Raw genomic sequence first — 13,139 nt, forward strand, 5'->3', positions numbered from 1 at the left:
TTATTTCACACTTATCTATTTTACCGCAAATAAGTGTTCTTTTCTATAAACATTCGGTAAATTAGCGTTGTTTCGTTACTGTAGGAGGCTCAAAACACCCTGATTTGTCTGATTTGCCTGAGCCAGCATTGACTGTCCGGCCTGAGCAAGGATATTTTCATTTGAATACTTAACCATCTCAGCTGCCATATCTGTATCTCTGATAAGAGATTCTGCCTGCTGGGTATTTTCAACAGTATTGGTGAGATTTTTGTATGCATGCTCCATTCGGTTCTGATATGCACCGAAAACAGCTCTCTGTTCATCAACAACTTTGGATGCGGATTTTACCTTGTCCAAAGCCTCAAGGGAAGTCTCTCTTGTTTGTGTGCCAATAGCATTGATTCCAAGTGAATGATTGTTTAAAACATCATAGATCAGCGGAATAATGTTATCATCGCTGCTCTCAGATCCAGCCTGAATATTAAGCTGCATGGTTCCGGCATAAATATTGGCCTTAAAATAATTGGCCGAACCGTTGTACATCGTCATGGTGGAAGGCGAACTGTTAGTTATATCAACACCGCGTATATTGGCTATTCTGTTTATGATATTGCCGGCAGTCTCGCCTTCATTGACATTCATGTGGAGAGTGTAATTTCCGATCGTTCCTGTAAGCTCTGTGCCGTCTGAAGTATATTTCACTGAATCTCCGGTTGTCAGAGTAAAATTGATATGAAGCTGGCCACCAACCGTACTGGTATCTATAAGTGAATTGTTTGATTTTGTTCCATTCAACGCTTCATTTATAGCTGTCGCCAGGTCTCCATTATTAAAATATTCGTTTCTGCTGTACTTCTGACCGCGATAGTAATACCACCAAACGCCTTCGGTTTGCGCACTGCGCTCACCGGAGCTTGTATATACAGAGCCTGAATACTTAGCAGTTACATCAAAGGTTGAAGGCGATGTGGGCTGAGTGTTGGCATTTTTCCCAAAGTCAAAGTCAAAACTCATGGTGGATGTATCAGCTGCATTTTTTCTGTTTGCGCTGTTCCCGCCATCCGGGTCAATATGATCGGTTGAGCCTGATACCTGGTCTCTGCTGGCAAGTCCCGTCTGATACGATATTGATCCGCTGATGCTTGATCTGCTGTCACCCACTACTGTTCCGCTGATACCAAAATGAGAGCTTGCAGATACTGTCTTATTGTTGAGCTCAGAAACAAGCTGTGCCTTAGTCGCATCACTATCCAGGGTCAGCCTGAGATTCGGAGAAATTCCGACCGCCCCCGGAAACCTTGTGTAGTCCATGGTTCCGCTGTTTAAAGAAATAGTAAAACCTTCTTTCAGGTCTTCCTCTGATGGAAATGGGATTTCATTGCTCTCATACTCTATTCCGTCATAACCTTTCCACTTTACCTTGACACCACTGTCAGTCGCAGCGAACCTAAATCCACCGTCACTGGGCCATGCAGCCTTATTGGTCTCAGTTACTGTGCCTGAGTATCCACTATAACCGGTACTCCAGGTAAATATCGGTCTGTCCTCTGTTCCGACCACCTTTCTGTCAGATGTATTCTCGTCCCAAATGAGCTTTTCGTTGAAAGTTGTAGTGTGAAAGGTTCTGTTACACTCAACCTTAAGCTGCTGAATCTCGGAATCTATATAGGATCTGTCCTCAGGGGTAAGAGTGTCGTTGGCAGCCTGAACACAGAGTTCAGTCATGCGATTTAACATCTCATCTATCTCTGCCAGAGCAGCATCTGCCACCTGGACATAGGAAATACCGTCCTGGACATTCTCTGATGCCTGGCCCAGTCCGCGTATCTGTCTTCTCATTTTTTCACTGATTGCGAGTCCTGCTGCGTCATCTGCAGCGCGATTTATCTTATATCCGGACGACAGCTTTTCAGACGACTTAGCCTGAAGGCCGGTCGTTATGCCAAGCTGTCTATTAGAATTCATTGCCGAAAGGTTATGCTGGATTACCATGGTAAAAGATCCTTCTTAAGTCTCCTGATGTCCATAATCAGGTAAGTTCCTTAGAAAGCATCCATGCAAGTTATCAGCCACATCCCTTTGGCTATTATTTATATCGGAATAAAATTTCATTTCATTAACTTTTTGTAAAAAAACACCTCCATCTTTCCAGATGGAGGTGCCCTAATATCTGTTTTCTATCAAATTGTAGCTGCTATATGCGTTAAAGGATCAGACTTTCTCTACGCCGATTGTAACTTTTTCGCCGTTGATATCCCACTCTTTTGCATTTGCAACATCAGAGCCGTATACAACTTCGTTTGCAAGAACCTTGGTTGAAATGCTGCTCTCGTTGGCTTTGACGATCTGTGCAAGCTTGTCATTGCCGTTAAGAGAAACCTTGATGTGATCCATAACCTCAAATCCTGAGTCCTTACGCATGGTCTGAACCTTACTGATAACCTCAAGAACGAATCCTTCGTTGATAAGCTCCTCAGAGAGGTTTGTATCAAGGACAACAGTGATTCCCCAGTTCTCCTGTGAGATGAAGCCCTCTTTCTGAGCCATCTCGATAAGAAGGTCGTCCTTAACAAGCTCAACATCTACATCATTAACAGTGAACTTGATGTTTCCGTTGGCATTAAGCTCGTCCATTGTAGCATTTCCGTCAAGTCCCTCAAGGTAAGCCTTGATAGCACCGATGTTCTTGCCGTACTTAGGTCCCAGGGTCTTAAGCTGTGGCTTGAAGCTGTAGCTTGTAAAGTCTCTTACGTCATCTGTGAAGGCTACATTCTTTACATTGAGCTCTTCTCTGATGATATCTGTGTAGAACTCACCTACAGTCTGCTCAGCCTTTACGTACATCTGGCCGATAGGCTGACGGTTCTTGATGTTTGCTGCGTTTCTTGCTGCTCTTCCAAGAACTACGATATCAAGGACTTCTTCCATGTCCTTCTCAAGCTTGGTGTCGATAAGGCTCTCATCTACAGCAGGGAAGTCGCAGAGATGGATACTCTCGGGCGCATCCTTAAAGCTGTTTCTTACAAGGTTCTGGTAGATCTCCTCTGTCATGAAAGGAACCATAGGAGCTGCTGCCTTGGCAACGGTTACAAGAGCTGTGTAAAGAGTCATGTAAGCAGAGATCTTATCCTGCTCCATTCCCTTAGCCCAGAATCTCTCACGGCTGCGGCGAACATACCAGTTACTCATCTCATCAACGAAGTTATCAAGCGCCTTACCTGCCTCAGGAATTCTGTAGTTTGCAAGGTTCTCGTCAACAGCCTTTACGCAGCTGTTAAGCTTAGAAAGAAGCCACTTGTCCATAACTGTGAGCTTATCCAGCTCAAGTTTATAATTAGCAGCATCGAAACCATCGATGTTTGCATAAAGTACAAAGAATGCATAAGTGTTCCAAAGTGTTCCAAGGAACTTACGCTGTCCCTCCATAACCGCATCGCCGGAGAAACGTGAAGGAAGCCATGGAGCTGAGTTTGTATAGAAGTACCATCTGATCGCGTCTGCGCCGTACTTCTCAAGAGCCTCGAAAGGATCTACCGCATTACCCTTACTCTTACTCATCTTCTGTCCGTTCTCATCCTGTACAAGACCCAGAACGATAACGTTCTTAAATGCAGGCTTGTTGAAGAGCAGTGTAGCCTCAGCATGCAGTGAGTAGAACCATCCTCTTGTCTGGTCTACAGCCTCTGAGATGAACTCAGCAGGGAACTGCTTCTCAAAGAGCTCTTTATTCTCAAATGGATAGTGGAGCTGTGCAAATGGCATTGCTCCTGAATCGAACCAGCAGTCGATAACCTCTTTTACCCTGTGCATCTTCTTGCCGCACTTGGGACATGTGATCTCGAACTGATCGATGTATGGTCTGTGAAGCTCTGTTGTCTCAGCAGCCGGATCTCCGGAGAGCTCAGCAAGCTCTTTTCTTGAACCTACTGAAAGCTGATGGCCGCAGTCATCGCACTCCCAGATATTAAGAGGTGTTCCCCAGTATCTGTCACGGGAGATACCCCAGTCCTGAATGTTCTCAAGCCAGTCGCCGAATCTTCCCTTACCGATTGACTCAGGAACCCAGTTGATCTCTTTATTGTTGCGGATAAGGTCATCCTTAACCTCTGTAACCTTGATGAACCATGATGAACGAGCGTAGTACAGAAGAGGTGTTGAGCATCTCCAGCAGTGAGGATAATCATGCTCCATCTTAGGTGCTGCAAAGAGAAGGCTTCTGCTATCGAGGTCCTTAAGTACCTCAGGATCTGCGCTGATAGCACCCTCATCCATCTCTTTCTGAGTAGGCTTACATCTGTATCCCGCAAAAGGTGTCTCGGGTTTAAGTCTACCCTCTGAATCAACCATCTGTACAAGAGGAGCGTCGTACTTACGTCCAACTCTTGCGTCATCTTCACCGAATGCAGGAGCAATGTGTACGATACCTGTACCATCAGACATGGTTACGTAGTTGTCGCAGTAGATGAAGAATGCCTTCTTGTGCTGCTTGTCAGCCTCGTCCTTAGCACACTGGTAAAGAGGCTCATACTCTTTATACTCAAGATCTGTTCCTACATATGTCTCAAGTACTTCATAGGCCTTCTGTCCCTCTTCCTTGGCAAGTGAGCCAAGAACAGTATCAGCAAGGGCCTCAGCCAGATAATATGTGTAGCCGTCTGCTGCCTTAACCTTGACGTACTTCTCATCAGGGTTTACGCAAAGACCGATGTTTGAAGGAAGTGTCCAAGGTGTTGTTGTCCATGCAAGGAAGTATGCATCCTCGCCAGCAACCTTGAAACGAACAACCGCTGTGCGCTCTTTTAATGTCTTATAGCCCTGTGCAACCTCGTGAGATGAAAGAGGTGTTCCACAGCGAGGGCAGTAAGGAACTACCTTAAATCCCTTGTAAAGAAGCCCCTTCTTCCAGATCTCGTTAAGAGCCCACCACTCGGACTCGATGAAATTGTCATCATATGTGATATATGGGTGCTCCATGTCAGCCCAGAATCCAACTGTGCCGGAGAAATCCTCCCACATTCCCTTATATTTCCATACGGATTCCTTGCACTTCTTGATGAAGGGCTCCATTCCGTACTCTTCGATCTGCTCCTTGCCGTCAAGGCCAAGCATCTTCTCAACCTCGAGCTCAACAGGAAGACCGTGTGTGTCCCATCCTGCCTTACGGGGAACTGTATATCCCTTCATGGTTCTGTAACGAGGGATCATATCCTTGATGGCACGTGTTAAAACGTGTCCGATATGTGGCTTACCGTTAGCTGTAGGCGGTCCGTCATAGAACATATACATCTCGCCCTGGCTGCGGGTGTCAACACTCTTCTGGAATATGTCTTCTTTTTTCCAGAACTCCTCAACTTTTTTCTCTCTTCCGACAAAGTTCATATCGGTTTCGACTTTGTTATACATCTTGAGCTCCTTTCAGTAATGAAAAAGCCCCGTCCTTTGTAAAAAGGACGAGGCCAATAATGTACTCTCGTTATACCACCTGTTTACACATACGCGCCGGAAAATCCGGTTGAATACGCTTCTCTCTAACGTGGAGATTCACGTCAGGCTCTACTTACTTACGCTTTCAATCCTGAAGCTCGGAAGTGATCTTCGGTCATCTCTTACTCGCACTGCCTCTCACCAACCGGCAGCTCTCTGGATGCTTTCAGTAGAGCCTACTGTCTTCGTCATAGCTTTTTTATTCGATTTAATGCACACATTCTACTACCTTATCAGAAAATATGCAAATGGTTTTTAAGAACTTTTACAGATACTCCACCAAAGTATCGATATTTTCTTTGGTTGTAGCCCAGTCTGTGGCAAGTCTTATGACTGTGTGAGTATCATCATATTTCTCCCAGAAACTGTAGCCCACATTCTTGCCTAGTTCTTCCAGCTTGTCGTTGTCAATAATAATGAACTGCTGGTTTGTGGGTGAATCAAGGAAGAATTCATAGTTCTTTTCCCTGAGCTTTTCACGCAGAAGCTCTGCCATATCGATGGCGTTTCTGCTGATATCAAAGTAGAGGTTATCGGTAAAGAGCTCGTCGAACTGAACTCCAAGAAGCCATCCCTTTGCAAGAAGCGCTCCGTGCTGCTTGATGATCGGAACGTGGTGCTTTGGCTTTCCGCCCTTTGTGAACACAACCGCCTCTCCAAACATCGCTCCAACCTTGGTTCCGCCTATGTAAAAGACATCTGTCAGCTCTGCAATGTCTTTCAAGGTGACGTCAGTTCTTTTGCTCATAAGACCGTATCCGAGCCTTGCTCCGTCAAGGAAAAGAGGGATCTCATACTCCTTGCAGACTGCGGATATGTCCTGAAGCTCTTTCTTGGTGTAAAGAGTTCCGTACTCAGTGGGGTGAGAAATGTACACAGCTCCCGGAAATACCATATGCTCATGGTTATCATCGCCAAAGAAAGTGCAAAGGTATGCCTTTAGCTCTTTTGCAGAAATCTTACCGATGTTTGAGCCGTATTTCTCTGTGTCTGCCTCCTCTCCCTTAGCAGGAAGCGGAAGAACCTTGTGACCGGAAAACTCGATGGCTCCGGCTTCGTGGGCTGCAATGTGCCCTGTCTGTGCTGCAACAACACCCTCGTAGGGCTTAAGAAGCATATCTATAATGGTCTGATTGGTCTGGGTTCCGCCCACCAGGAAAAAGACTTCTGCCTGAGGGCACTCGCAGGCTTTCTTTATTTTTTCTGCGGCGCTTTTGCAGATATCATCGGTACCGTAGCCCACGTTCTGCTCCAAACCCATGTCAAGGAGCCTTTTAAGGATATTGGGATGTGCGTTTTTTGTGTAATCACTTGAAAAAGAAATGGTCTGTGCCATGGTAATCTCCTGTTATCTTGATAGTTCTGTAAAATCTACGGTCTCTTCCAGCGCTTTTACAAACTGCTCAAGGCCCTCTTTATCGTTCTCATCAAAGCGGCTAAGGCTCGGACTGTCGATATCAAGTACGGCAACAACCTTGCCATCTGAGTGAATAGGAACGACGATCTCGGAGTTCGATGCGCTGTCGCAGGCGATGTGCCCCGGGAACTGATGAACATCTTTTACCAGCTGAGTCTCGTTGCTCTGTGCTGCAGTTCCGCAAACGCCCTTGCCAAGCTCGATTCTGATGCAGGCAACCTTGCCCTGGAACGGTCCCAGCATAAGAGATCCCTTGTTCATGATATAGAATCCTGCCCAGTTGAGATCCTCCATATTTTCATATAAAAGCGCAGAGGCGTTGGACATTACCGGTATGTAATTGGGTTCATCCTCAGCCAACGACTTGATCTGCGCTGCAAGAAGTTTATAATCAGTCATTTGTTTTTCCTCCAAACAAAAATGGGAGTGACCTCAGTTTCCCGAAATCACACCCATTATCCTAACATCAATTTACCTTGTGCACAATCATTTTATTTTGAGTCACCGGGGACGTTTCAATTTGTCTCATTTTGAGTCAATGGGGACGTTTCACTTTGACTCATTTTTTCTGCAAATATAGAGAAGGTGGTTTGTGTTACCAAGAAGTTCTCTCTTTTCACAAAACGCAAGATACCAGTTTGCCAATTTCTCAAAGTCTTCATCTGATACGGAAAAATCTGCTCTTCGCTCGATTGGTTCAAGAAGGCCATCAACACCTGTTGTGGTGATCCATTCCACAGGCCTTCCTTTAAATAACTGCTCGAACTCCTCTATATCGTAGCCGGTAAAAAGCTGTTCTTTAAAATGCCTTACCTTATGATCATCCGTAAAGTTCTCTTCCTCTCCAGCAGCCCAGTTACCATAAAAGTAGTTGGAGTACATGATCGCAAATACTGAAATAAAAGCAAACAGGATCACCCCGCCAGGCTTTGTAACTCTGATAGCCTCATCGATTGCTTTACTTATCTCATCAGATTCATACAGGTGATAGAATGGTCCAAACGCAAGTGTTACATCAAAAGCAGCATCATCAAGCATAGACAGGTTCGTGGCGTCACCTTGATATGACTTTATATTCTCAATATCTTTGCTGTGTTCTCTTAAAATCTTCAGGTTCTCCTCCACAAGCTCAACGGCAGTAACATCCATGCCTTCCCTTGCAAGCGCCACAGAATATCTGCCTGTTCCGGCACCAATTTCCAGTACCTTAGGGCCTTTCTGTGCATACCTGTGAATATAATTCATGGTTGTTGCATACTCAAGCCTGCCATGTACTGATCTTTCAAGTCTGCCATCCTCTTCATATTGAGAATAGAATTTGCTGACAATCTCTTTTCTCGAAGCGCCATCTTCTATTGCATTGATCCTGGTGAAATATTCGGTCTCGTTTTCGTGATGGATATAGGCTCCGTTCTTAATCTGCACCCGTAGGCTCGCCGGATTGTCTTTATTCACAGACATATAAACCTCATGAATGCATCTCTGCCTTGCCTTATCAAGTGTCAGCGCCAGTCCTTTGGTGGCATATCCTCTGCCACGGTATTCCTTGGATATGCAGTAGCCTATATGTCCCGGACCTTCCCTGAGAAAATCGTTGAGGTAATGCCTTAAGTTAAATACACCAACGTAGTTGCCCTCATCTGAAAGTACATATGTCGTATCCGCAACGAAGCCCTCCGGTAGCTCTTTTCCCATGGACCAGTTACGTTTCATCTCTATCCAATCGAGAAACTTCTCATAATCATAGCCATATACATTGTTCATATACCCGTTCTCATTCTCCGGGAATGTCATGTAAAGATCATAGGTCTTTTTGTAGTCTGAATCCTGCACTCTGATTAGTTCCATAATTTCTCCTCCTGTTTTCTGAATATAAAAAGCCTCATCAAACTTTGCTGTCTGATGAGGCTTAATAACAACTATAATGCATTTATGATAGCTCTTTATGCCCCCGTCTTCATCCTCATCACCGTAACACCAACAGACCCCTGATTATTATCATTCACGGGCTTATCAGATGCTGTATTGGGGTTGATGCGGAATAATTTGATCATAAGCGTTTCCTTTTTCTGAAAAATATTAGTTGTTAGTATAATTTACTGACAACTCCGTGTCAAGCAAAAAAAGGACATCCAATTGGATGTCCTTAATTTCAGAGCGATAGACGGGGCTCGAACCCGCGGTCTCGACCTTGGCAAGGTCGCGCGTTACCAACTACGCCACTATCGCATATATGTAAAGTCGCTTTCGCGACAGCAAAATAAATAATAAAGTATTTGTGGCGTGTTGTCAACATGTTTTTTAAATTTTTTTACATTTCATCGCAAACCTGGAAGATCACGAATTTCAAGTAGTATGAAGCTGCTCCTCCCCAAAGGATCGGGTGGTCAGAAGCCTGCTGTCTGAATTCCACCTGGCGAAGGCGCTTGTGAGCATCTCTTGCTGCATCTGCGATGGTCTTAAGGAACAGCTCCTCATCCATAAAGTGAGAGCAGGAGCAGGTTGCAAGATACCCTCCGTTCTTGACAAGGCGCATTCCGCGAAGGTTGATCTCTTTGTATCCGGTCGTAGCCTTCTTGATCGAAGCTCTGGACTTGGTAAAGGCCGGAGGATCAAGGATAACCACATCAAACTTCTCGCCCTTTTTCTCAAGATCGGGAAGAAGCTCAAATACATCTGCGCACTCAAAGCTTGCAACATTCTCAAGGCCGTTGAGTGCTGCATTTTCTCTTGCCTGTTCGCAGCCAAGGTCTGATGCATCAACACCAAGGACTGATGATGCGCCGCCGGCTGCTGCATTGAGTGCGAAAGAGCCTGTATGCGTGAAACAGTCCAGAACCTTTTTACCCTTGCAAAGCCCCCTGATAGACTGTCTGTTAAATTTCTGGTCGAGGAAAAAGCCGGTCTTCTGGCCATTCTCAACATCGACGTAGTATTTTACGCCGTTCTCTTCTATAAGTACTTTTGTGTCAAAAGACTCTCCGATAAAGCCCTTAGTTCTCTCCATGCCCTCAAGCTCACGAACCTTGGCATCACTTCTTTCGTAAATTCCGCGGATCTTAACCCCATCTTCCAGAAGAACTCTTTTGCAGGCATCAAGGATCTTGTCCTTCATTCTGTCTGTTCCGAGGGCAAGGGACTCGATAACAAGCACATCCGAGAACTTATCAATGGTAATTCCCGGCAGAAAATCCGCCTCGCCGAAAATCAGCCTGCAGGAGAGCCTTATAAAAGCATCATCACCCTTAAGGTACTCATTGCAGTAATCCGCCATAACTGCCTTCCTATACTCCCAGGCATTTCTAACTCTTGTCTCTATAAGTTCATCTGTGACGGGATTCTCCTTCTTCCTGGACATCATTCGAACCCTTATCTTGGAATTCTCATTTATAAATCCATATCCCAAAAAGAAATCGTCGAAGTCATGGAGTTCAACGATATCGCCATTTTCAAAACCACCCTCAACTCTGTCGATCTCGTTGTCATATATCCAAAGGCCGCCTGACTTAAACTCTCTTCCCTGTCCTTTTCTAAGAATAACTTTTGCGCTCATTATTGCTCCTAATCTGATTTGTTGCTGATTTGTTTTGAAATATATGTTGACAATACAACAATATTATTCTAAAATCAATTCGTTGTCACCTTTATAATTATGACAGCGAAATGCGATAGTGGCGTAGTTGGTAACGCGCGACCTTGCCAAGGTCGAGACCGCGGGTTCGAGCCCCGTCTATCGCTCTAAAATTAAGGACATCCAATCGGATGTCCTTTTTCTATGTCATTTCTTACTAATTGGATTGATCAAGGGTTGTACATCGATATAAATGCACTTGGCAATATCAGGAACACCCTGTACTTAAGCTGCTGTTTTGCACTTAAAAGATTTCCATATCTTGCAAAAACCTCTTTATACTTCTTAGCTGCCGCTTTCGCAAACTCTGTGAATCCCAGTTCCTTCCCTTCCTTGTAAAATCTAGCGCATTTATACAATGCGTTTTTCAGGGTAGCAACAGTAAATTCCAGGTCACCATCCTCTACGGCGCCGTCAATCCTTTCTGTATAAGCATCTATTGCGTCAAGATGCCTTATATTGAACTTGTTTGCATTAGAGGTAATTCCGGAAGTATTTTCCCTATACACGTAGAGCTTTTCAGGGACAAAAGAGATCTTGTTGGCCTTTTTCAGAATCGGCCCGATCATAAACTCGTCCTCATGGAGCCTGCCAAGAGGGAAACGTAGGCCATCAAAAAGTTCTTTTGAATACAACTTATTCCATGCCACGACCATGAGCACATACTCTCGAGAATGCTGATCATATAGCCAGCGCCGCGCATCTTTCGATGTGCCCCCTACCATTGTGGCTGGTTCATTGCTCCAATTGGCCAGCCTCTGATCCTCTATATCACAGATTACCAGGTCTGACTTGTGTTGTATGATACTATCATGCAGCTTCTCCATGTAGTCCGGCTTTACAATGTCATCGGAATCAATAAAGCATACATAGTCTCCTGTCGCCATATCAAGTCCACTGTTCCTAGCTGACGAAAGCCCTCCGTTTTCCTTATGTATAACCCGTATCCTCTCGTCTTGCTGCGCATACTCATCACAGATTCTGCCACTGTCGTCCGTGGAGCCATCATCAATCAGTATTAGTTCAAAAGAGCTGACGGTCTGAGCCATGATTGAATCCAAGCATTCTCTTATGTAGTTTTCAACATTGTATACCGGTACAATAACCGAGATAGACTTCATTATCCCTCTATTTACCTTTCCAAGAACATTATCTATTCACCTTCATCGGTTGATACTATTTTCGGTTCAGAAAATCCGCAAAGTCAAATTCATATTCAATAAACGAAACTTTAATATCGTCAATCGCATTTAAAAACGGCCCAACTTCATCCATTCCTTCGTATCTTTGTATAGGATGAACGCATCGACATTTCGGATATTCTTTGGCAGTAAATACCACAAGATTATTGCATTTTACTTTCTCAAGGCGTTTGATTCCATCTTCATTAATTCGGCCATCTTTGGCAATTATATACAGATTATCATAATTTACCCTTTTCTTTCTGCTCTCCCACTTCAGACATGCTTCTTCCTCTGAATCATAGTGTAAAAAGAAAAGTTTGACCACCGGCAAGATTCCATTATCCAATACGCCAACCGGATAATCAAACTCTGTATCAATGAATTTCAATTCCATTTCCATATATTCTTTTAGATGTTCGCAAAAATGGACAAAATCCTCACCCTTCATCCATAGATTTACTGTAGGAGAATCGAATCTCATTCCTAGACGATGGTATAATATCCCGCCAAGACAATCCATCGATATGATGGTGAAGTCATGATTATTAACGCGTTTTCTAAAGTTGTAGTTATATTCTCTGATACGTTTATTTCGCGAAAACTGGAGGCCCTCATAAATTGAGGATATTATTCTTCTTATTTGCTTTTTAATTCCCATTTTTTAGGACTCCCTTAACGAAATCTTTAGTTTGCATCATTTTTATAAACATTTTCTTTCCGCGTTCTACTCCAAACATTCTGTTCAGGCGTTGGCGGAACTTATTGTATATTGCAGCGTTTTTTCCCTGCCAACTTGAGTCAAAATGGTGAATGCTGAATGTATTATCCGTAACCATAAGCCTACCAGTGTCATAATCCAGTGGACAGAAATAGTCGACCGGAAATACTTCCACGCCATCCACCTGCTGCCTCGATCCATCAAGAACAAGACCATGCGCAAGTAAGACTTTTGTCCGGAGTTTCGGGCTTTCTACATAATTTAAGGCTCCATTTATAATTTCAAAGGGCTTATCTCCGTCATAACATTCAAGCATTTCTCGAAACACAGGCATACCCGGCTCACAACCAAATCCCTGACCGTCATTGGTTTTTTGAGGATTCTCAAACCCAATAAAAGCCCGATACTGACACAAAGGGGAAAGGTCTTTTAACACCTCTACATCGGTATCCAGGTAAATACCCCCGAAACGCACCAAGACATCCAACCTTGCATAGTCAGTAACAAACGCCCACTTCTTTTTATTATATGCCTCTTCCATATATGGATGGCTGTGAACATCGTAGTTATCCTCATTCCACTCCCTAATCTCGAAGTCGGGGCAGTTCTTTTTCCAACTCTCAATGCATTTCTGCATAGACTCTGGCTTTTCTCCCCCGCCCATCCAGAAATAATGTATTATTTTCGGAATCGGATACTGTTTTTTATCTTCCATTTCTTATC

Annotated in this window: 9 protein-coding genes, 2 tRNA genes, 1 pseudogene and 1 other annotated feature; of the genes and pseudogenes, 1 reads left to right on the plus strand and 11 read right to left on the minus strand. The window is 44.2% G+C overall.

The genetic code is table 11. The features are described from left to right. Positions 1-75: 75 nt before the first annotated feature. The 8 genes and pseudogenes from G633_RS20470 to G633_RS0103765 form a co-directional block, all read right to left on the minus strand. Positions 76-1,293 (minus strand): flagellin, encoded by a 1,218-nt coding sequence (locus G633_RS20470; protein WP_442852341.1) that lies wholly within the window; start codon positions 1,291-1,293, stop codon positions 76-78. 279 nt (positions 1,294-1,572) lie between these two features. Next, positions 1,573-1,974 (minus strand): annotated as a pseudogene (locus G633_RS20475) (flagellin); the annotation flags it as partial. Positions 1,975-2,193: 219 nt separating this feature from the next. Further along, positions 2,194-5,385, minus strand: a complete 3,192-nt coding sequence (gene ileS, locus G633_RS0103730; RefSeq protein WP_022767875.1) for an isoleucine--tRNA ligase — start codon at positions 5,383-5,385, stop codon at positions 2,194-2,196. Positions 5,386-5,425: 40 nt separating this feature from the next. Then, positions 5,426-5,667 (minus strand) — a binding site (T-box leader). A 64-nt stretch (positions 5,668-5,731) separates the two neighbouring features. Next, a complete protein-coding gene (locus tag G633_RS0103735) occupies positions 5,732-6,802 on the minus strand; it encodes a threonine aldolase family protein (RefSeq protein WP_022767876.1) in 1,071 nt (356 codons plus the stop codon). 12 nt (positions 6,803-6,814) lie between these two features. Continuing rightward, entirely contained in the window at positions 6,815-7,282 is a 468-nt protein-coding gene (locus tag G633_RS0103740; protein WP_026519113.1) for a GAF domain-containing protein, read from the minus strand. Between the two features lie 150 nt (positions 7,283-7,432). Then, entirely contained in the window at positions 7,433-8,731 is a 1,299-nt protein-coding gene (locus tag G633_RS17250) for a GNAT family N-acetyltransferase (protein WP_035770646.1), read from the minus strand. 308 nt (positions 8,732-9,039) lie between these two features. Next, positions 9,040-9,112 (minus strand) — tRNA-Gly (locus G633_RS0103760). An 82-nt stretch (positions 9,113-9,194) separates the two neighbouring features. Then, complete coding sequence (locus tag G633_RS0103765) at positions 9,195-10,436, minus strand: class I SAM-dependent rRNA methyltransferase (protein ID WP_035770649.1); 1,242 nt, start codon at positions 10,434-10,436, stop codon at positions 9,195-9,197. Between the two features lie 112 nt (positions 10,437-10,548). Here G633_RS0103765 and G633_RS0103770 point away from each other — a divergent pair. Next, positions 10,549-10,621: transfer RNA gene (locus G633_RS0103770), tRNA-Gly, on the plus strand. Between the two features lie 63 nt (positions 10,622-10,684). Here G633_RS0103770 and G633_RS17255 read toward each other — a convergent pair. From G633_RS17255 to G633_RS0103785, 3 genes are read right to left on the minus strand one after another with little or no spacing between them, the layout of a single operon-like run. After that, a complete protein-coding gene (locus tag G633_RS17255; protein ID WP_051199897.1) occupies positions 10,685-11,635 on the minus strand; it encodes a glycosyltransferase family 2 protein in 951 nt (316 codons plus the stop codon). 55 nt (positions 11,636-11,690) lie between these two features. Then, complete coding sequence (locus G633_RS0103780) at positions 11,691-12,356, minus strand: DUF1919 domain-containing protein (RefSeq protein ID WP_026519116.1); 666 nt, start codon at positions 12,354-12,356, stop codon at positions 11,691-11,693. Further along, positions 12,346-13,131 carry a glycosyltransferase family 32 protein gene (locus tag G633_RS0103785; protein WP_026519117.1) on the minus strand — a complete coding sequence of 262 codons (786 nt, stop codon included), beginning with the start codon at positions 13,129-13,131 and terminating at the stop codon, positions 12,346-12,348. The genes G633_RS0103780 and G633_RS0103785 overlap by 11 nt, the downstream gene beginning before the upstream one ends. Positions 13,132-13,139 lie beyond the last annotated feature (8 nt).

This window comes from Butyrivibrio sp. FCS006 (assembly GCF_000424525.1).
GTDB lineage: Bacteria > Bacillota > Clostridia > Lachnospirales > Lachnospiraceae > Butyrivibrio.